This is a genomic window from Achromobacter sp. NPDC008082, from assembly GCF_042957345.1.
GTDB lineage: Bacteria > Pseudomonadota > Gammaproteobacteria > Burkholderiales > Burkholderiaceae_B > Achromobacter > Achromobacter kerstersii_A.
The window spans coordinates 298,547-318,590 of the sequence record NZ_JBIBIB010000005.1 but is presented as its reverse complement, the minus strand read 5'-3'; the positions used below and the strand labels follow the sequence as shown (position 1 = coordinate 318,590).

Annotated in this window: 21 protein-coding genes; 18 read left to right on the top strand and 3 right to left on the bottom strand. The window is 66.7% G+C overall.

What is annotated here, in order from left to right:
• Positions 1-2: 2 nt before the first annotated feature.
• The 16 genes from ACFZAI_RS21360 to ACFZAI_RS21285 all read left to right on the top strand — a co-directional run bounded on the left by ACFZAI_RS21360 (position 3) and on the right by ACFZAI_RS21285 (position 14,294).
• Entirely contained in the window at positions 3-257 is a 255-nt protein-coding gene (locus ACFZAI_RS21360) for an acyl carrier protein (RefSeq protein ID WP_054422263.1), read from the top strand.
• Complete coding sequence (locus tag ACFZAI_RS21355) at positions 254-802, top strand: hypothetical protein (protein WP_391568790.1); 549 nt, start codon at positions 254-256, stop codon at positions 800-802. Before ACFZAI_RS21360 ends, ACFZAI_RS21355 begins: the two co-directional genes overlap by 4 nt.
• The gene (locus ACFZAI_RS21350) at positions 766-2,634 is read left to right on the top strand and encodes an AMP-binding protein (protein ID WP_391568789.1); all 1,869 of its coding nucleotides are present in this window, start codon (positions 766-768) and stop codon (positions 2,632-2,634) included. The genes ACFZAI_RS21355 and ACFZAI_RS21350 overlap by 37 nt, the downstream gene beginning before the upstream one ends.
• Positions 2,621-3,373 carry a glycosyltransferase family 2 protein gene (locus ACFZAI_RS21345; RefSeq protein ID WP_391568788.1) on the top strand — a complete coding sequence of 251 codons (753 nt, stop codon included), beginning with the start codon at positions 2,621-2,623 and terminating at the stop codon, positions 3,371-3,373. Before ACFZAI_RS21350 ends, ACFZAI_RS21345 begins: the two co-directional genes overlap by 14 nt.
• The gene (locus ACFZAI_RS21340; RefSeq protein WP_391568787.1) at positions 3,370-4,293 is read left to right on the top strand and encodes a glycosyl transferase; all 924 of its coding nucleotides are present in this window, start codon (positions 3,370-3,372) and stop codon (positions 4,291-4,293) included. The genes ACFZAI_RS21345 and ACFZAI_RS21340 overlap by 4 nt, the downstream gene beginning before the upstream one ends.
• Positions 4,286-4,729, top strand: a complete 444-nt coding sequence (locus ACFZAI_RS21335) for an acyl-CoA thioesterase (RefSeq protein ID WP_391568786.1) — start codon at positions 4,286-4,288, stop codon at positions 4,727-4,729. Before ACFZAI_RS21340 ends, ACFZAI_RS21335 begins: the two co-directional genes overlap by 8 nt.
• Positions 4,730-4,863: 134 nt before the next feature.
• On the top strand, positions 4,864-5,466 hold the full coding sequence (locus ACFZAI_RS21330; RefSeq protein ID WP_391568785.1) for an outer membrane lipoprotein carrier protein LolA: 603 nt from the start codon (positions 4,864-4,866) through the stop codon (positions 5,464-5,466).
• Positions 5,450-7,783, top strand: a complete 2,334-nt coding sequence (locus ACFZAI_RS21325) for an MMPL family transporter (RefSeq protein ID WP_391568784.1) — start codon at positions 5,450-5,452, stop codon at positions 7,781-7,783. The genes ACFZAI_RS21330 and ACFZAI_RS21325 overlap by 17 nt, the downstream gene beginning before the upstream one ends.
• Positions 7,784-7,824: 41 nt before the next feature.
• Entirely contained in the window at positions 7,825-9,072 is a 1,248-nt protein-coding gene (locus ACFZAI_RS21320) for an NAD(P)/FAD-dependent oxidoreductase (RefSeq protein ID WP_391568783.1), read from the top strand.
• An 8-nt stretch (positions 9,073-9,080) separates the two neighbouring features.
• Positions 9,081-9,665 (top strand): hypothetical protein, encoded by a 585-nt coding sequence (locus ACFZAI_RS21315; protein WP_391568782.1) that lies wholly within the window; start codon positions 9,081-9,083, stop codon positions 9,663-9,665.
• A complete protein-coding gene (locus ACFZAI_RS21310; RefSeq protein ID WP_391568781.1) occupies positions 9,662-10,861 on the top strand; it encodes a beta-ketoacyl-ACP synthase in 1,200 nt (399 codons plus the stop codon). Before ACFZAI_RS21315 ends, ACFZAI_RS21310 begins: the two co-directional genes overlap by 4 nt.
• Positions 10,858-11,319, top strand: a complete 462-nt coding sequence (locus ACFZAI_RS21305) for a 3-hydroxylacyl-ACP dehydratase (protein WP_391568780.1) — start codon at positions 10,858-10,860, stop codon at positions 11,317-11,319. The genes ACFZAI_RS21310 and ACFZAI_RS21305 overlap by 4 nt, the downstream gene beginning before the upstream one ends.
• Positions 11,316-12,047, top strand: a complete 732-nt coding sequence (gene fabG / locus ACFZAI_RS21300) for a 3-oxoacyl-ACP reductase FabG (RefSeq protein WP_391568779.1) — start codon at positions 11,316-11,318, stop codon at positions 12,045-12,047. The genes ACFZAI_RS21305 and fabG overlap by 4 nt, the downstream gene beginning before the upstream one ends.
• Complete coding sequence (locus ACFZAI_RS21295) at positions 12,047-13,273, top strand: beta-ketoacyl-ACP synthase (protein WP_391568778.1); 1,227 nt, start codon at positions 12,047-12,049, stop codon at positions 13,271-13,273. Before fabG ends, ACFZAI_RS21295 begins: the two co-directional genes overlap by 1 nt.
• 52 nt (positions 13,274-13,325) lie before the next feature.
• Entirely contained in the window at positions 13,326-13,766 is a 441-nt protein-coding gene (locus tag ACFZAI_RS21290) for an excinuclease (RefSeq protein ID WP_391568777.1), read from the top strand.
• Positions 13,767-13,832: 66 nt separating this feature from the next.
• Complete coding sequence (locus ACFZAI_RS21285) at positions 13,833-14,294, top strand: GatB/YqeY domain-containing protein (RefSeq protein WP_054422276.1); 462 nt, start codon at positions 13,833-13,835, stop codon at positions 14,292-14,294.
• A gap of 87 nt (positions 14,295-14,381) precedes the next feature.
• On the opposite strand, the gene dinB is transcribed toward ACFZAI_RS21285, so the two are convergent.
• A complete protein-coding gene (dinB, locus tag ACFZAI_RS21280) occupies positions 14,382-15,464 on the bottom strand; it encodes a DNA polymerase IV (protein WP_054422277.1) in 1,083 nt (360 codons plus the stop codon).
• 104 nt (positions 15,465-15,568) lie between these two features.
• Between dinB and ACFZAI_RS21275 the strand changes: the two genes are divergently transcribed.
• Positions 15,569-15,985 carry a PaaI family thioesterase gene (locus ACFZAI_RS21275; RefSeq protein ID WP_391568776.1) on the top strand — a complete coding sequence of 139 codons (417 nt, stop codon included), beginning with the start codon at positions 15,569-15,571 and terminating at the stop codon, positions 15,983-15,985.
• Between the two features lie 64 nt (positions 15,986-16,049).
• Here the strand turns inward: ACFZAI_RS21275 and ACFZAI_RS21270 are convergent, their stop codons facing one another.
• Complete coding sequence (locus ACFZAI_RS21270) at positions 16,050-16,505, bottom strand: BPTD_2524 family lipoprotein (RefSeq protein ID WP_391568775.1); 456 nt, start codon at positions 16,503-16,505, stop codon at positions 16,050-16,052.
• 237 nt (positions 16,506-16,742) lie between these two features.
• On the opposite strand from ACFZAI_RS21270, the gene ACFZAI_RS21265 reads away from it, so the two are divergent.
• Positions 16,743-18,650, top strand: a complete 1,908-nt coding sequence (locus ACFZAI_RS21265; RefSeq protein WP_391568774.1) for a S9 family peptidase — start codon at positions 16,743-16,745, stop codon at positions 18,648-18,650.
• Here the strand turns inward: ACFZAI_RS21265 and ACFZAI_RS21260 are convergent.
• Positions 18,640-19,884, bottom strand: coding sequence for a GGDEF domain-containing protein (locus ACFZAI_RS21260; RefSeq protein WP_391568773.1), 1,245 nt, complete (start codon positions 19,882-19,884; stop codon positions 18,640-18,642). The genes ACFZAI_RS21265 and ACFZAI_RS21260 overlap by 11 nt on opposite strands.
• Between the last annotated feature and the right edge of the window lie 160 nt (positions 19,885-20,044).

Sequence of the window (20,044 nt, the reverse complement as noted above, 5' to 3'; positions counted from 1 at the left end):
CGATGCATACCCGCGAGGACATCTTCAACACGTTGCGCGATGCGCTGGTCGAACTCTTTGAAATCGAACCGGAACGCGTCACGCCCGAGGCCAATCTTTATACGGACCTTGAGATCGACAGCATCGACGCCATCGACCTGATCGACCACGTCCGCCGCCAGACCGGCCGCAAGCTGGACGCCAACGACTTCCGCACGGTGCGCACCGTTGAGGACGTCGTGCAGGCCATGTGGCAAAAGCAGGCACCCGACGCATGAGGCGCGGGGCCGCGGCCGCGTTGGCCGTTGCTGGCGTGGCGTATCCCTTTGTGGTGTACGCCACGCTGGGACGCGTCAGCCCGGCGTGGCTGGCGCTGCCGCTCGCCTTGTTATGGCTCGCGCGCGGGCTCACGGCGCGCGCCGCCCAGCCCGGTGGACGCTTGCTGCCCGCCGTGGCGGTGGCGTTCTGCCTGATCCTGGCCGTCTCGAATTCGCAGGCGTGGCTGCGCTGGTACCCGGTGCTGGTCAACGCCATGATGCTTGCCGTCTTCGGCATCAGCCTGCGCGTTGGCCGCCCGGTGGTCGAACAATTGGCGCGTCTGCGCCACCCCAATTTGCCGCCCGAAGGCGTGCGCTATACCCGCAACGTCACGCGCGCATGGTGCGTGTTCTTCGCGGTGAACGGCGGCATCGCAGCGGGGTTGGCGGCGTGGGCGCCGTGGAGCTGGTGGGTCGCCTATAACGGCGCGGCCAGCTACGGCCTGATGGGCCTGCTTGTTGTGGGCGAATGGCTGCTGCGCCCCGCAGCAGCGCGGGCGGTTTGATCATGCGCTGGACACCGCTTTCCCACCTGTTGCTGCCGGCCTCGGACGCGGATAACGCCGATGCGGCTGCTGTCGCGCCTGCCGCCACTAACGCCACTGACGCCACTGACGCCACGGCCGCGCCGGTCGCTGATCAGCCGCTGTTGACGCGCGCGGCCTTCGCGCATGCAGCGCTTGTCGCCGCCGGCGCGTTGCAGGCGCGTGGCCCCGGCCGCATCGCCCTCTGGTTCGACGACGCCGCCGCCCTGGCCATCGCCCTGTTCGCGTGCTGGCGCGCGGGCGTGGTCGCCGTGCTTCCCGGCGATGCGCAGGCGCAAACCTGCGCCGCGCTGGATGCGGACGTTGACGCCTGGCTGACCGATATCGACCTGCCCTTGCCCGCCACCCGTCAATGGCGCTTGGACAACCTGCAAGACCACGCCGCCTTGCCCCCCGCCGCTCTGGACCCGTCTGTGGCCCTGGTGCTGTGCACCTCCGGGTCCAGCGGCACGCCCAAGCCGTTGAGCAAACAGTGGCGGCAGCTAGCAGCCGAGGTTCAGGCCTTGCAACAGCAATGGCCGGACTCCAGCGCGCCCGTGCTGGGCAGCGTGTCCGCCCAACATATGTACGGCCTGCCATTTCGCGTGCTGTGGCCCTTGTGTTCGGGCCGCCAGATCGACCGCCGCCAACGGCTCTATCCCGAAGAGCTGCAACAGGCCAGCCTGCGTTACCCGTCCTTCACGTGGATCGCCAGCCCCGCCCTGCTGCGCCGGCTAGGGCAGCGTCTGGACTGGGCGCAGTTGCGTGGCCGCTTGACCCGCATCCACTCATCGGGCGGCGCGCTGCCGCCCGATGTGTCCGACGATATCGAACGCGGGCTTGGCCTGCGCCCTACCGAAATCTACGGCAGCTCCGAAACCGGCGCGGTGGCGTGGCGCACCGGTTCGGCGGACTGGCAGCCCTTGCCCGGCGCGGTCGTCAGCGTGAATGCAGACGGCGCGTTGCGCGTGCAGTCGCCCTGGGTAAATGCGGCCGATGAGCAAACGTCCGATGGCGCCCAGCTGACATCCGGCGGCTTCCAATTGCTGGGCCGCCTGGACCGCATCGTAAAGATCGAGGAAAAGCGCATCTCGCTGCCCATGCTGGAGCAAGCGCTGATGCGCCATGCATTCGTGGCCGACGCGCGGCTGGGGCAGCCCGGGCAATCTGGCCTATCCGCACGCCTCGATCAGCCCCGCCAAGCCGGTCAGCCCGAACACCCGACCCCCTCCGGCAACACGCGCTTGACCGGCCTGATCGCGCTATCCGCCGCGGGCCTGCATGCCTTGCGCAACCAGGGGCGAAAAGCCGTGGTGGATGCCTTGCGCGCACATCTGGCCGCGGGCTTTGAATCGCTTGCCATTCCGCGCACCTGGCGCTTCTTCCGGCACCTGCCCGCCAACGCGCAAGGCAAGCTGCCGCAATCCATTTTTGACATTGCCGCCGGCCCCCGCCCCGTAGAGCCCATTGCCGTGGAACTGCCCGGCCAGCCCGACAACGAACGCCGCTACACACTGGACATCCCCTACGACCTGGCGCACTTCAGCGGGCATTTCCCGTCGGTGCCGGTTGTGCCGGGCGTGGCGCAAATCAGTTGGGCGATGTCGCTGGCCCAGCGCGGCCTGTGCCCCGGCTTGCGCTTCGGCGGCATGGAAGCGTTGAAGTTCCAACGCCTGCTGCGCCCGGGCGACGTGGCGCAGTTGGCCCTGCGCTGGGACGCCGCCAAACAGAAGCTGTATTTCACGTGCACGGTGGACGACGCGCCTTGCTCATCGGGCCGCATCCTTCAGGCGGAAGACCATGACGGCCTATAAGCTCTGCGCCGTTATCCCCGTGTACAACCACGGCGCCACCGTCGCGGCCGTGCACGCACAACTGGCCGCGCAGGGCTTGCCCTGCGTGCTGGTGGACGATGGCTCTGAACCCGGCTGCGCCGCGGCGCTGGACGCGCTGGGCGCGTTGCCGAATACGCATCTGGTCCGCCGCGCCGCAAACGGCGGCAAGGGCGCTGCCGTACAAGACGGCCTGCGGGCCGCCGCCGCACTGGGATACACCCACGCCTTGCAAGTGGACGCCGATGGCCAGCACGCGCTGCCGGACGCGGCCGCTTTCGCCCGCGCGTCCCACGCGCAGCCGCAAGCCGTTATCTGCGGCGCGCCCGTCTACGGCGACGACGTGCCGCGCAGCCGCCTTTACGGCCGTTGGCTCACGCGCGTGTGGGTGTGGATCAACACCTTGTCGCTGGATATTCCCGACGCCATGTGCGGCTTTCGTGTGTACCCGCTTGCCGCCGTGCTGCCCGTCATCAACGGCACGCATGTGGGCCGCCGCATGGATTTCGACATCGCCATTCTGGTGCGCCTGCATTGGCGTGGCGTTCCCATGGCGTGGCTGCCCACGCGCGTGGTCTATCCCGAAGGCGGCGTCTCGCACTTCAAGGGCCTGCAAGACAACCTGCTGATCAGCCGTATGCATGCGCGCCTGTTCTTCGGCATGCTGGCCCGCTCGCCGGCCCTGCTATGGCGCCGTCTGACGCGAGGGCTCGCACGTTGACCGCCGCCGATCCGCATTGGGCGGCTCAGCCCGAACGCGGCAGCCCGGTGCTGATGCGCCTGACCGCGTGGGCCGCCCGCAAGCTAGGCCGCCGTGTAGTTGCGCCTGTGGTGTGGCTGGTGGTGCTGTACTTCTACGCCTTCGGTGGCCGCGCACGCCGCGCCATCGCGCAATACCAGCAGCGGCTGGCGCAATCGGGCGGCCTGCCCGTGCCGCTGCCCCGTACGTTCCCCGTGTACCGCCAGTACCTGGCATTCGCCGACGCCATGCTGGACAAGCTGGACGTCTGGCAAGGCAAGATCACGCTGTCGGATCTGGACATGGTCGACCCCGATGGCCTGCACGCGCAAATGGGCGCGGGCCGGGGCCAGATTCTGGTGGGCTCGCACCTGGGCAACATTGAAGTGTGCCGCGCCTTGGCCGAACGCTCGGGCGCGCTGCGCCTGAACGTGCTGGTGCACAACAAGCACGCCGTGCATTTCAACCAGCTGCTGAGCGAAGCGGGCGGCGGGCTGCGCATGATTCAAGTCAGCGAACTGGATGCGCCGGTGATGCTGGACCTGGCGCAGCGGCTGGACCGCGGCGAATGGCTCGCCATCGCCGGTGACCGTGTGCCGCTGCAAGGCGACCGCACCACGCCCGTCCAGTTTCTGGGCGCAAGCGCGCCGCTGCCGCAAGGCCCGTGGTTGCTGGCCGGCCTGTTGCGCTGCCCCGTCAACGTGCTGTTCTGCACGCGCCACGGCGCGCGCTATCGCGTGGCCATGGAACGGCTATCTGACGGTATCGAGTGGACGCGCGCCACGCGCCAGGCGCGCATCGCCTATTGGGCGCAACGCTATGCCGACCGCCTGGCCGCGCACTGCCGTCTGGCGCCGCTGCAATGGTTCAACTTCTACCCTTTCTGGAAAGACGATGCGTAAACGAGGCCTGATCGGCGCCGAAGTCGAGATCCGCGTGCCCTTTTTCGATGTCGATTCCATCCATGTGGTCTGGCATGGCCACTACGTGAAGTATCTGGAACAGGCGCGCTGCGAACTGCTGGACCTGCTGGGCCACAACTACGACGCCATGCGCGCCAGCGGCTACGCCTGGCCGGTCATCGATCTGCACCTGCGCTATGCGCAACCCGCCCAGTTCGGCCAGCGCCTGACCGTGCGCGCCGAATTGGTGGAATGGGAAAACCGCTTGAAGATCAATTACCTGATTCTGGACGCAGCCACCGGCACGCGCTTGACGCGCGCCACCACCGAACAAGTCGCGGTCAGCATCGAGACACGCGAAATGCAGCTGGCCTCGCCTGCCGTATTTGTTGACGCGGTGAAGCGCAAGCTGCACGCCCTGGAGGCCACGGCATGACCATGTTCACCTTGATCGCCCCCCGTGGGATGGCGGCGCGTGTGCTGCACCGGATGTTTCCACTGCGGTTCCCCCTGCGGGTCCCATTGCGGCTCCCGCTGCAACGCATACTGCGGTTCCCGCCGCGGCTCCCAATGCAGTTCCTGCTCCAGGCCCTGCTGCTGACGCTCGCCGCCCTGCCCTGGTCCGCCCACGCATTCGACTTGAATGACCTGCAAACCCAGCTGCGCGCCACGCCCGTCGTGCGCGGCCATTTCGTGCAGCAGAAATTTCTGCGTTCGCTGCCGCAACCGCTGACCAGCCGGGGCGACTTCACGCTGGCGGCGGGCAAGGGGCTGCTGTGGCTGTTGCGTACGCCCATCGCCCAAGACCTGCGCATCAACGCCAATGGCATTTCGCGGCGCAACGAGGCGGGCGTGTGGCAGGCGCTGCCGCAACAGACCGGCTCGGGCCGCGAAAACCGGTTGTTCCTGTCGGTGCTGGCGGGCGACACCCGCGGGCTGCAAGAGAATTTCGACCTGGCGTTGACCGGCGAGGCCGATGCCTGGCAATTGCTGCTGACGCCGCGTTCGGCCTTGCTGCGCCAGATTTTCGACAACATCCAGATCAATGGCGGCAAGCTCGTCGACCGCATCGAACTGCGCGAAACCCAAGGCGACCGCAGCGTGCTGCAAATGACGGACGCCGTTGCCGCCGACGCTCTCACCCCCGAGGAGCAACGTGCGTTTGCCGATTGAACGCTGGCTTCCCCGGTTCTTCAAGCTGGGCTTGCTGCTGGTGCTGTGTGTAGGCGCCTGGCAGTGCCGCCATGGCTGGCCGGTGTCGGCCAACCTGATGGAGCTGGTGCCGCACGCCGCCACCGCCGACGCCACGCGCCAACTGGCGGAAGCTCGCATCCAAGAACCCTTGTCGCGGCAAGTGCTGGCGCTGGTCGCGGCCCGCGCGGACGTGGCGGACCCCGCCTCTCCCGCGAAATTGCTCGCCGAACGCTGGACGCGCAGCGGCTTGTTCGCGTCGGTCCAGCTTGAGCTGAATGTGGACCTGTCCGCCGTGCGCGCGCAATTGCTGGCCGGCCGTCTGGCCATGTTGCCAGCGGCCGACCGGGATCAGTTGATGTCCGACCCCGCCGCCTACGCGCAACGGCGCGCGCGCGAACTGTCGGACCCGTTTTCGTCATCGGGGCTGGTGCCCGTGGATCAGGATTGGCTGGGCTTGACCCGCCGCGCCGAACAAGCGCTTCGCCCCGGCGGCGCGGTGCAGTACGACATGGGCACGGGCATGCTGCAAGCCGAGCACGGCGGCAAGCATTGGGTGTTGGTACGCGCCGAAACGCGCGCCGACGCCTTCGACACCGATGCGCCGCAAGGCATCTCGGCGCAAATCGAGCGAGACCGCGCAGCGCTGCACGCAAAGGGCGCGGAACTGCTGGTGGCGGGCGGCCCGCTGTACGCCGCGTCCGGCCGCCAGCAGGCGGTGGCCGAAAGCTCGTGGATTGGTTCCAGCGCCATGGCCGGCATCATCCTGGTGTTGCTGCTGGCCTTGCGCCGCGTGCGCGCGCTGCTGGCGTTTGTGCCGGTGGCGGTGGGCTTGCTGACGGGCGCGGTGGCCTGCGTGGCGGTGTTTGGCTCAATCCATGTGCTGACGCTGGTGATTGGCGCCAGCCTCATCGGCGTGGCCGTGGACTTTCCCATGCACTGGCTCGGCAAAAGCTATGGCATGCCCGACTGGCAAGCATGGCCGGCGTTGCGCCGCGTGTTGCCGGGCCTGACGATCAGCCTGGCCGCCAGCCTGGTCGGCTACATCGCGCTGGCCTTCACGCCCTTCCCCGCCTTGACGCAGACCGCCGTGTTTTCCGCCGCTGGCTTGCTGGGCGCCTACGCCTGCACGGTCTGCCAACTGCCCGCCTGGATGGACGGATGGCGTCCGCACCCCTGGCCGCCCCTGCTGCACGCAGCCAACGCCGCGCTGCGCGCACGCGAACGTCTGGCCAGCCGGCGCGCGCTGCTGGGCATCGGCGCGCTGCTCATGGCCGCGGCCACGGTTGGCGGCATCAGCCGGCTGGTCATTCAGGATGATTTGCGCCAATGGTTGAGCCTGCCCGCACCGCTCTTGCAACAGGCGCGCCAGATTGGCGAGATCACCGGCTTCACGCCGACGAGCCAGTTCTTCCTGGTTCGCGCCGCCAATGCCGACGAGCTGCTGCGCCGTCAAGCGCAAGTGGGCCGAAAGCTGGATGCGCTGGTCAAGAACGGCGACCTTGCCGCCTACAACGCGCTGAGCCAGCTGGTGTCGCCCGAGTCGGACCAGCAAGCGCTAGGCGCGCGCCTGGCTGCGCTTGCCACGCAGCCCGGCGTATGGAAGCCGCTGACGGATATCGGTATTCCTTTCGACGCCTTGCAGCAGACCTTGCAAGCCATGGCCACGCTGCCCGTAGTCACCATTGATGACGCGCTGCAAGGCCCATTGGCCGAACGCTGGCGCAGCCAGTGGCTAGGGGAGCACAACGGCGAAGCGGCGGGCATGGTCACCTTGCTAGGCCTGCGCAACGCCGCCTTGCTGGATGGCATGGCAGACGGACTGCCGGGCGTGGAACTGGTGGACCGCAGCGGCGACCTGAACCGCATGTTCGCCGCCACCCGCATTGAAGCCGCCGAACTCAAGCTGCTGTCCTATGGCGTGGCCGCCGTGCTGCTGCTGTTGACCTTGGGGCGCGCGGCCACCTGGCGCATTCTGGCGGTGCCGTTGGCCGCCACCGCCTGCGCGCTGGCGGCGCTGGGATACCTGGGCCAACCGCTGACACTGTTCAGCCTGTTCGGCCTGCTGCTGGTGTCCGCCATCGGCGTGGACTACGCCATCTTCATGTACGAACGGGTGGCGGGCGCGGCGGCCAGCCTTGTCGGCATCTTGCTGGGCGCCCTCACCACGCTGTTGTCGTTCGGCCTGCTGGCCATCAGCCAAACCCCAGCCATTGCCAATTTCGGGTTGGCGGTGGCGCTAGGCGTGGCGTTCTCGTTGCTGTGGGCCCCGTGGATACGCCCACCGGCATCCGCCTGACCCTTACCCCCCCTTATCACACTGACATGGAAGCATCTCGCATGGAACATCGTGAAGTCGTCGTCATCGGAGCAGGCCCTGCCGGCGCAGTGGCGGCCGCCCTGCTCAAGCGGCAAGGGCACGATGTGCTGATGCTGGAACGCCAGCAGTTCCCGCGATTTTCCATTGGCGAAAGCCTGCTGGCGCACTGCCTGGAATTCGTGGAAGAGGCCGGCATGATGCCCGCCGTTCAGGCCGCGGGCTTCCAAGTCAAGAACGGCGCCGCCTTTGCGCGCGGCGATGAATACACCTACTTCGATTTCCGCGACAAATTCACCGCCGGCCCCGGCACCACCTTCCAGGTGCAGCGCGCCACCTTCGACAAAGTGCTGGCCGACGACGCCGCCCGCCAGGGCGTTGAAGTGCGCTATCTGCAAGAAGTCACCGCCGCCGATTTCAACGGCGACGGCCCCGTGCTGGACGTGCGCGACGCCGACGGCGTCACCCGCCAGATCAAGAGCCGCTTCGTGCTGGACGCCAGCGGCTATGGCCGGGTGCTGGCGCGCTTGCTGGACCTGGAACGCCCGTCGTCGATGCCGCCGCGCAAGGCCATCTTCACCCACATCGAAGACCGCATCGACGATGCCGGCTTTGACCGCGAAAAAATCCTGATCAGCGTGCACCCTGAACAACCGGGCATCTGGTATTGGCTGATCCCGTTTTCGAACGGCCGTTGCTCGTTCGGTGTGGTGGGCGGGCAAGACCTGTTCGGCGGCCCCGAAGAAGACCTGATGACCACCTTGCGCGCCATGGCCGACGCCGCCCCCAACCTGAAGCGCGTGCTGGCCAACGCGGTCTGGGACACGCCGGCCAACACCATCGGCGGCTATTCCGCCAGCGTCACGCGCTTGCATGGCCCGGGCTATGCGCTGCTGGGCAACGCCGCCGAATTCCTGGACCCGGTGTTTTCATCCGGCGTCACCATTGCGCTGCGCTCGTCGAAACTGGCCACCGACGCCTTGCACCGCCAACTCAATGGTGAAATCGTCGACTGGCAAGCGGACTTCGCCGACCCCTTGATGGTAGGCGTGGAAACGTTCCGCGCTTACGTGCAAGGCTGGTACAGCGGCGAATTCCAGGACGTGGTGTTCTACAAGAACGCGCAGCCGGAAATTCGCCGGATGATCAGCTCGATTCTGGCGGGCTACGCCTGGGACACGAGCAACCCGTTTGTCGCCAGCCCGCAGCGCCGTCTGCGCATGCTGAGCGAGCTTTGCCGCAGCGCCGACGCGCAAGCGGAACCGGCCTGATTCCAGCCATGCGCGCCCTGCCCTCCTTCCTGCTCGCTTGCCGCACGCTGGCCGTGGCAATGACGTTCGCCCTGCTGGCCGGCTGCGCAGGCGCGCCGCCCATGCCCGCGCGCGATGCCGACTTTTCCGTTCCGCGCCAGTTGCATGTGGTGCAGCAAGCGCCGGGCCAGCCGGCGCTGGACGCGATGCTGGTCGTGCAGCGCGAAGGCGCGGCGCTGCGCTGGTCGCTGTTTGATCCCATGGGCGTGCCGCAGGCGCGCCAGATGCTGGAGCACGGGCAGTGGCGCAATGACGGTTTCCTGCGGCCCAATGCGCAGGCGCGCGATCTGTTCGCCGCGCTGATGTTCGCCTGGACGCCGCAAGACAATCTGGATGCGGCGTATGGCGCGGGCCACTGGCGTGCGCAGACAGGCAGCGACGGCGCGGCCGAACGCAGCCTGCTGGAGCGCGGCGCAGTGCGCTGGAATGTCCGCTGGCCGCAAGCCTCGCATGCCAACGGCGCAAACGCCGACGCCGCCAACGCGCAGGTGTTTTCCATCACCACCGCCAACGGCGTCACGTGGCGCGTCTCGCCGCTCAAGGAGCAGCCATGAACAGCTGGTTGGGCACCCCCGGTATTGTTTGCGCGCTGGGCGCGGGCGCCGATACGGTCGCGCAAGCCGCGTTCAACGGCGACACCTCGGGCATGCGCGCGCAAACCGGCTGGGTCGATGGCCGCAGCCTGACGCTGGGCGGCTACGCAGGCGCGTTGCCCGCCATCCCTGACGCCCTGCCCGCGCAGCATCACAGCCGCAACAACCAATTGCTGCTGGCGTGCGCAGACCAGATCGCGCCGCAACTGCAACGCGCCATCGCCCGCTATGGCGCGGACCGCGTCGCGGTCGTGCTGGGCACCAGCACGTCGGGCGTGAACGACAACGCGCCCGACTTCCGCCATCTGGCGGCGCACGGGGCCTGGCCCGCCCGCTACGACTATCGGCGCCAGGCGTTATCGTCGCCCGCCTCTTTTCTGGCGGCGCACCTGGGCGTGACCGGCCCGGCCTACACGCTGTCCACCGCCTGCACATCCAGCGCCCGCGCGTTGCTGTCGGCGCGGCGGCTGCTGGCCGCCGGCCTGTGCGACGCCGTCGTCTGCGGCGGCGCAGACACGCTGTGCCGCCTGACGATCAATGGCTTCGCCACGCTGGAAGCCGTGGACGACGCGCTTTGCCTGCCGTTCTCGGTCAACCGCCGCGGCATCAACATCGGCGAAGCCGGCGTGCTGTTCGTGATGGAACGCGAGGCCGCCGACGCCTATGCCGTGGCGCTGCTGGGCGGCGGCGCCAGTTCCGACGCCTGGCATATGTCCGCGCCCGAGCCCACCGGCGCAGGCGCGCGGCAGGCCATGCTGGCGGCCCTGCAATCGGCCAACGTGACGCCCGCCAGCATTGGCTGGGTCAACCTTCACGGCACCGGCACCGCGCACAACGACGCCATGGAAAGCCACGCCATGCAGGCCGTGTTCCCCGACGGCGTGCCGTGCGCGTCGACCAAGGCGCTGACCGGCCACACGCTGGGCGCGGCGGGCGCCATGGAAGCCGCGCTGGCGTGGATGACGCTGTCATCACGCAATGCCGACGGCCGCCTGATGCCCCATGTGTGGGACGGCCAAGGCGACCCGGCATTGCCCGCCCTGACGTTCAGCACCCGCCAGCACCACTACGCCGGCGGACGCGCGCGCATCGCCATGAGCAACTCGTTTGCCTTCGGCGGCAACAACGCCAGCCTGATCCTGGGAGCCCGCTCATGAACGCCTGCCCCTGGCCCGTGGCCAGCCTGTTGCCGCACGCCGGCAACATGATTCTGATTGACCACGTTGACGGCTACGACGATGACAGCCTGCGCGCCCGCGCCGTCGTCAGGCCCGGCCCGTACTCGCTGCCCGACGGCTCGCTGCCGCCCTGGCTGGGCATGGAGCTCATGGCGCAAGCCGTGGGCGCCTGGGCCGGATGCCAGGCGCGCCAGGCGGGCGAAGCCGTGAAGCTGGGCTTTCTGCTTGGCACGCGCCGCTACGAATGCCATACCGACCGCCTGCCCGCAGGCGCGGCGCTATCCATCCATGTCCAACGCGGCCTGATCGACGCCAGCGGCATGAGCGTCTTCGAGTGCGAACTGCGCGACGAGACCCGCCTGCTGGCCCTGGCCCGGCTGAACGTCTATCAGCCCAAAGACCCCACCGCATTTATTCAGGAAGCCCCCCTTCAATGAGCGCTGCCCCCATCCTCGTAACCGGCTCGAGCCGCGGCATCGGCCGCGCCATCGCACTGGCCCTGGCCGACGCAGGCCATGACCTGGTGCTGCACTGCCGCCAGCAACGCGAACACGCCGAAGCCGTACAGGCTGAAGTCCAGGCGCGCGGCCGGCAAGCCCGCATCCTGCAATTCGACGTGTCCGACCGCGCCCAATGCGCCGCCGTCCTGCAAGCGGATGTGGACGCGCACGGCGCGTATTACGGTGTTGTGCTGAACGCCGGCCTGACCCGCGACGGCGCGTTCCCCGCGCTGACGGGCGACGACTGGGACCAGGTGCTGCGCACCAATCTCGACGGCTTCTACAACGTGCTCAGCCCGCTCGCCATGCCCATGATCCGGCGCCGCGCGGCGGGCCGGGTGGTCTGCATGGCGTCGGTGTCGGGCTTGGTGGGCAACCGTGGCCAGGTCAACTACAGCGCGTCCAAAGCCGGGCTGATCGGCGCGGCCAAGGCGCTGGCGGTTGAGCTGGCCAAGCGCCAGATCACCGTGAACTGCGTGGCCCCCGGCCTGATCGACACCGACATGATTGACGAGCACGTGCCCGTGGAAGAAATCTTGAAAGCCGTGCCGGCCCAGCGCATGGGGCGGCCTGAAGAGGTTGCCGCCACCGTCGTGTTCCTGATGTCGCCCGGCGCGGCCTACATCACGCGCCAGGTCATTGCGGTGAACGGAGGGCTGTGCTGATGAAACGCGTCGTCATCACCGGCATGGCCGGCATCAGCGCGCTGGGTTCCGATTGGGCAAGCGTCCAGCAAGCTTTTGCATCGGGCCGCAGCGCCATCCGCTACATGCCCGATTGGTCGCGCTTTGCCGAACTGAATACCCGCTTGGCAGGCCCGATTGAAGATTTCAAGGTGCCCGCGCACTGGACCCGCAAGCAATTGCGCAGCATGGGCCGCGTGTCGCAGTTATCGGTGCGCGCCGCGGAACTGGCGCTGGCCGACGCCGCGCTCTTGGGCGACCCCAGCATCACCGATGGCCGCATGGGCGTGGCCTGCGGATCGTCGGTGGGCAGCACCGCCGAAATCCGCGCCTTCGGCAACATGCTGCTCAACGGCGTCACGGAAGACCTGAACGCCAATTCCTATGTGCGCATGATGCCGCACACCACCGCCGCCAACGTCGGCATCTTCTTCGAGCTCAAAGGCCGCATCATCCCGACTTCCAGCGCCTGCACATCAGGCAGCCAGGGCATCGGCTACGCGTACGAAGCCATCCGCTACGGCCGCCAGGAAATGATGCTGGCGGGCGGCTCGGAAGAGCTGTGCGCCAGCGAAGCGCTGGTGTTCGACGCGCTCTACGCCACCAGCCAGCAGAACGACACGCCGGAACTGTCGCCACGCCCGTATGACCGTGACCGCGACGGCCTGGTCATTGGCGAAGGCGGCGGCATGCTGGTGCTGGAATCGCTGGACCACGCGCTGGCGCGCGGCGCGCGCATCCACGCAGAAATCGTGGGTTTTGGCAGCAACTCCGACGGCACGCACATCACCCGCCCCGAAGCCGCCACCATGCGCATCGCCATGGAAATGGCGCTGGCCGATGCCGCCTTGCCGCCCGAGGCGATCGGCTACGTGAATGGCCACGGCACCGCCACCGAGCAAGGCGACATCGCCGAAACCCAAGCCACCCACAGTCTGTTTGGCAGCCGCATGCCGATCAGCTCGCAGAAAAGCTATCTGGGCCACACGCTGGGCGCGTGCGGCGTGCTGGAGTCGTGGTTCAGCATCGAAATGATGAACCGCGACTGGTACGCCCCCACCTTGAACCTGCGCAATATCGACCCGCGTTGCGGCGAGCTCGATTACCTGCAAGGCGAGGGCCGCCGCATGAATAACGAATACGTCATGAACAACAATTTCGCGTTTGGCGGGATAAATACGTCCCTTATTTTCCGCCGCTGGCCTTGAGCGCCGACGACGCGCGCGCGCATTTCAACCTTCACTTATGGAACGAGAAGTCATGAAGATTTCCTACAAGCTGTTCGGCGCCCTCTCCCTGTCGTTGGCCTGCTCGGCCCAAGCGCTGGCTGCGGATCGCACCGTCTTCCTGCCGCTGCAACCCGCCATCGACGCCGCGCTGGCGGCAGGCAAGATCGACGGCAGCGTCAAGTTCTACCTGGCCGGCACGGGCCCCAAGGGCAAGGTGCTGGAATCGGGCGTGGTCACCAACCGCAAGACCAACGCCTTCGCCAAGAAGGACGCCGAGGCCTGCGAATGGGTGGCGCAATCCGCCGTGATCGCCCTGCACGAGGCCGCCAAGAAGGCCAACGCCAACGCGGTGACCAATATCGTTAGCTACTATCGCAAGAACGAATACACCAGCAAGACCGACTACGAATGCCATGCCGGCGCCATGGTGGCGGGCGTGGCGCTGCGCGGCGACCTGGCCCAGGTGAAGTAAGCGCCGGGGCGCCTGCGCCCGGTTTACACTTGGCGATTGCCGCAACACCACATTAAAGGTTTCCCCATGAGCACTGCTACGCTCAAGACCCGCCTCTCGGACGCCGTCAAGGACGCCATGCGCGCCAAGGCCTCCGAGCGCCTGACCACGCTGCGTTTCCTGCTGGCTGCCGTCAAGCAGAAAGAAGTGGACGAACGCCGCGAACTGAACGACGCCGAAGTCACCGCCATCATCGAAAAGCAGGTCAAGCAACGCCGCGAATCCATCGCCGCGTTCGAACAGGCCGGCCGCACCGAAACGGCGGAACAGGAAAAGGCGGAATTGCTGGTGCTGCAGGAATTCCTGCCGCAGGCCGCAAGCCCTGAAGAAGTGGCCGCCGCCATCGACGCCGCGTTCGCCGAAGTGGCCGCGCAAGGCGTGACGGGCGCGCCCGCCATGGGCAAGGTCATGGGCCTGCTCAAGCAAGCGCTGGCCGGCCGCGCCGACATGACCGCATTGTCGGCCCAAGTGAAGGCCCGTCTGGCCTGATCGCCTGGCGCGGGGGCTTAGGCCGTGGCGGCAGCCGCTGCGCCGACGCCCCTGGAATGCGCCGCCGAATAAATCCGGCCGCCGCCCCTAGAACGCGCCGCCGAATAAATCGGGCTGGCGCGACTGCTCGGCGGGGTCGGCAAAGTTGCTCATCCCCACGCCCGCCAGCCGGTACAGCGTTTCCGGCGGCAGCTCCACGCGTTCGCACAGCAATCTGGCCACCGCGGCCAGCTCGGCCGCCGACCCCGGCGGATTCGGGCTGGTCTGGCTGCGCGTCAGGATGCGGAAGCGGTCGGTCTTCAGCTTGAGCACCACCGTGCGCCCCAGCGCCCCTTTCTTCAGCGCCTGATCCCACACCTTGTCCGCCATGCGGTCGATGGCGTCGCCCAGCGCGTCCAGCCGGATATCTTCTGAAAACGTGGTCTCGGCCGACACCTGCTGCAAGGGCTGATCGGTCTGCACCTCGCGCTCGTCGATGCCGCGCGCCAGCTCATACAGGCGCCTGCCGTAACGGCCGAAATAATGGGTCAGCTCTTCGACGCTGTGCGTGGCCAGGTCGCCCACCGTTTGAATGCCCAGTTGCTCCAGCCGCGCCTGCGTCACCTTGCCCACGCCCGGCACCTTGCGCACGGGCAAGGGCTGCAAGAATTCCAGCACCTTGGTGGGGCGGACCACAAACTGGCCGTCGGGCTTGTTCCAGTCGGACGCAATCTTCGCCAGGAACTTGTTGGGCGCAATGCCGGCCGAGGCCGTCAGCCCGGTCTCTTCGCGAATCTGCTGGCGGATGACCAGCGCCACTTCAGTGGCTGACGGCAACCCGCATTTGTTGACGGTGACGTCCAGGTAGGCCTCGTCCAGCGACAAGGGTTCGATCAGGTCGGTGTGGCGCGCGAAGATCTGCCGGATCTGGCGCGAGACCTCGCGGTAGCGGTTGAAATCCGGCGGCACATAGATGGCTTGTGGACAAAGCCGTTCCGCGCGAATGGCCGACATGGCCGAGTGAACGCCAAAGCGCCGCGCCTCGTAAGACGCGGCGCACACGACCGAACGCGGGCCCGTCCAGGCCACGACGACCGGCTTGCCCCGCAATTCAGGATTGTCGCGCTGCTCGACAGATGCGTAAAACGCATCCATGTCCACATGCACGATCTTGCGCAAGAGTTCAGACATTCCGTTCAAGACAACGTGGCCGCCCGCGGCAGGCACTGGCGCCCACACCAAAAAAATATATTATGACCGGCTTATCCGCTTATCCCTTGCGTCCCCGCCTATCCATGACCGCACCCGCCCCAACCGACTATTTCGGCCTGACGATTCCCTTCATGAGCTTCATCGGCCTGGTGCCTGAAAGCATTGCGCCAGCCTACGCCCGCACCACGCTGCCCTGGCGCCAGGACTTGACCAACAGCCGCGGCGATGTGCATGGCGGCACGCTGATGAGCGTGCTGGACTTCACGCTCAGCGCGGCGGCGCGGGGCTCGGCCGACGCCACCGAAGGCATGGCCACCATCGACATGAACACCACGTTCCTGTCGCCGGCCACGGGCAATCTGGTCATTGAAGCGCGCTGCCTGCGCCGTGGCGCGTCCATCGCGTTCTGTGAAGGCGATATCCGCCGCGCCGATGGCGAACTGGTCGCGCGCGCCACCGCCACCTTCAAGATCATCCGCCGCCGCCCGGGCGGCGACTAAGCCGCACTAACGGCGGCGATTAAGCCGCGCCAAAGGCGGCGTCTGGCCGGACGCCGCCAGCCGCTTACTTCGGCAGGTCGCGCGACGGTTTCACGGCCGGGCGCGGGTCCAGCGGCATGTAAGTGCTGCACGACGTGATGCTGTAGTAGATAGCGTCCTGCATCGCCTGCATCGCCGCGGCGTCCCAGGTGCCCTTGCCCCACATCACAATGCGCACGTCGGTGCTTTTCGCGCCCGCCGCTTTCAGCTCAACGCGCGACATTTCATTGTCGGTGTAGGGCGCCAGCACGCGCACCACGCCCGACTGCGCGTCTTCGTTCAGATCAGAAATCACACGATAGGCGTTGTCGGTGCTGCGCAGGCAGTTGTTCGACTGCCGAATCACCGTGGCGTAGGCGTCCTTGAACGCGACCGGGGCCTTGAATTCGCTGTGAGGCCCCGCGCTGTCTTTCGAAATGCCCAGCGAGCAGCCCGCCAGGCCGAGGGCCAGCGCCGATGCCGCGACCAGATTCCTGTACATGTAATTCTCCAGATGAATTGCCGCGATTATCCCGCAAACCGTACGGCGGCATAAGTAGGGCCGGTTCGACACCGCCCGCGCGACTATGGCATTATCGACGAGCCGCTGGCGCCTGGCGCCCGTGGCTGTCGCGGGGCCGGCACATGCCGGCCCGCGCCATATCCGCAACAATGCCGCAGCCGCGCCAACCGCAAGCTAAGGCATTGAAATCACGGAGGTCTTCCCTTGTTTGCATTCATGACGCGCACCATTTTGGCCGCTGGCATCGTCGGCACCACGCTGGGCGCCTGCGCCACGCAGCCGCCGCCCCGCGCCTACCCCCTGAAAGATTTCTTCCGCAATCCGGAGCGCGGCTTTTTCCGCCTGGCCGAAGACGGCAAGACGCTTGCCTTCATGCAGCCCACCAGCGTGGACGGCAATCCGGCCCGCATGAACATCTATGTGCAGCCGCTGGAAGGCAGCAAGCTGATCGGCGAGCCGCGCCAGATCACCAGCGAAACCGCCCGCGACATCAGCAACTATTTCTGGAAGGGCGGCGACGTCGTGCTCTACCAGAAGGACTTCGGCGGCGACGAGAACTACCACGTGCTGGCCGTCAACGCCAAGACCGGCAAGGTCACCGACCTGACGCCGTACGAAGGCGCACGCGCCAGCATCGAAGACGATCTGGAAGATGATCCCGACCACGTCCTGATCAGCCACAACCAGCGCAATCCCGAAGTCTTCGACGTGTACCGCGTCAACGTCCACACGGGCGCCGCCGTGCTGGTGGCGCAGAACCCGGGCAATATCGTCGGCTGGCAAACCGACCACGCGGGCAAGGTGCGCGCCGCCGTCACCAGCGACGGCCTGAACACCACCCTGCTCTACCGCGACGACGAAGCGTCCGAATTCCGTCCGCTGATCACAACCGACTACCGCACCAGCGTCAGCCCGTCGTTCTTCACGTTCGACGACAAGAAGATGTACGCGCTGAGCAACCGCGGCCGCGACAAGCTTTCGCTGGTGGTCATCGACCCGGCCAAACCCGACGCCGAAGAAGAAGTCTTCACGCCCGACACCGTTGATCTCGACGGCGCCGGCTACTCGCGCAAGCGCCGCGTGCTGACGCTGGCGGCCTACCAGACCGACAAGCCGCAATACAAATTCTTCGACGCGCAGTCCGAAGCCCTGTTCAAGACGCTGTCTGAAAAACTGAAGGGCTACGACATCGCCCTGCAAGGCTCCAACCGCGACGAGAACGTCTTCATCGTTGCCGCGTATAACGACCGCACGCCGGGCTCGCGCTACCTGTACGACGCCGCTTCCGACACGCTGACCAAGCTGGCCGACATCAACCCGGCCATTCCGGAAAGCGACATGTCGCAGGTACAGCCCATCAGCTATCAAAGCCGCGACGGCCTGACGATTCACGGCTACCTGACGCTGCCCAAAGGCCGCGATCCCAAGAACCTTCCTTGCATCGTGAACCCGCATGGGGGCCCGTGGGCGCGCGACGGCTGGGGCTACAACCCGGAAACGCAATTCCTGGCCAACCGCGGCTTCTGCGTATTGCAGATGAACTTCCGCGGCTCGACCGGCTACGGCCGCGCGTTCTGGGAAGCCAGCTTCGGCCAATGGGGCCTGAAGATGCAGGACGACATCACCGACGGCGTCCAATGGCTGATCAAGCAAGGCATTGCCGACCCCAAGCGCATCGGCATCTATGGCGCGAGCTACGGCGGCTACGCCACGCTGGCGGGCGTGACGTTCACGCCTGACCTGTACGCCGCCGCCGTGGACTATGTGGGCGTGTCGAATCTGTTCACGTTCATGAAGTCGATTCCGCCGTACTGGAAGCCCATGCTCGACAAGATGCAAGACATGGTGGGCCACCCGGAACGCGACAAGGACCGGCTGGCCGCGACCTCGCCCGCACTGCATGCGGACAAGATCAAGACGCCGCTGTTCATTGCCCAGGGCGCCAAGGACCCCCGCGTCAACAAGGACGAAAGCGATCAGATGGTCAAGGCGCTGAAAGCGCGCGGCGTCGAAGTGGAATACATGGTCAAGGACAACGAAGGCCACGGCTTTCACAACGACGAGAACAAGTTCGAGTTCTACGAAGCCATGGAGAAGTTCCTGACGGAACACCTCAAACCGTAGTCCCCGCTGCTTGCTGCGCGGCGACGGGCGCATTCGCCGCCGCGCCGCTGGCCAGGCCGCCCGTTTGCGGGCGGCCTGCGCCCAACCCGCTGAACGCCATCTCCACGCGATCGCGCCCTTCGTCCTTGGCGCGGTACAGCGCCACGTCGGCACGCGCCAGAATCTCGTCGGCGCTATCGCCCGGCTGGTAAGACGCCAAACCGCCGCTGGTGGTCATCGGCACCTCGACCCCTTGCAGGTACAACGGCGCATCGCGCAAGGCATCGCACACGCGCTGCGCGTGCACCAGCGCGCGCGCCGGGTCGCAATCCACCATCAGCAGCACAAATTCTTCGCCGCCCAGCCGGCCCAAGCGGTCGGTTCCCCGCACCGCGTTCTGCACCACTTTCGCGTAATGCCGCAACGCTGTGTCGCCCGCGGCATGGCCGTAGCGGTCGTTGATGGATTTGAAATGGTCGATGTCCAGCACCAGCACCGCCAGCTGGCAACCCGAACGCCCGCAGCGCTGTAATTCGCGCTCAAGTTCGTCCAGGATGCTGCGCCGGGAATACACGTGGGTCAGGCTGTCGAACGTCAAGGCGGCCTGCATCTGCTCGGACAAGCGGGTCTGCACCATCAGCAGCAGCGCCAGAAACAGCGCCGGCACCGTCACCGACCCGCAGACGATATAGAACAGCCCCCACGCGGTCGGCTGCAAGATGGACACGGGTTCCGCCAGGCCGCCCCCATAGACCACGACGCGCGCCGCATGCAGCAGCGCCAGGCCGAAGATCGCCAGCATCAGGTAAAGCGTGACGCCGCGCGTGGCGATGCGCTTGCGCTGCTGGAACACGATCTGGCCCGTGGCGGTCATCACAACGCAGGTGTAGGCCGAAAACAGCAACATGCGGCCGCTCATGGCGTCATGGCCATACAGCATCACCGCAAAGCCAGCCAAACAGGCCAGCGTGATGCACACCATGCGCCCGATCTGCGGCGTCAGGCCAAAGAATTGGCGCACGCCCACATAGACCAGGCTAGCCGCACAGACCCAGGCGGCGTTGGACACCATGATGTAAATGCCAGGGGCCACGATCTCGGCCGACGCATAAGACAGCAAAGACACCACGGCCAGCGCATTGGCCGCCGTGAATGCGCGTATGCCGCCCACGCCGCGCGTGCGGAAAGGCAAGAGCAACGGCAACGCCAACGCCGTAGCCAGCCCCCACATCAAAAAGAATAAGGAAGTCGTCATGGTTTCTGCCGGCGGGCGCCTCTTTAACGTTCCGCCGTCGCTTGGATCTGCCGTTGCACTGGGTTCATGGGTGGGGACGCGTTACACGTCAGCATGCTTGATGCTTTTTGTTACCAGCAGGACAAAAGAAACCACCGGGGTCGCAACGATTTTCCGTCAC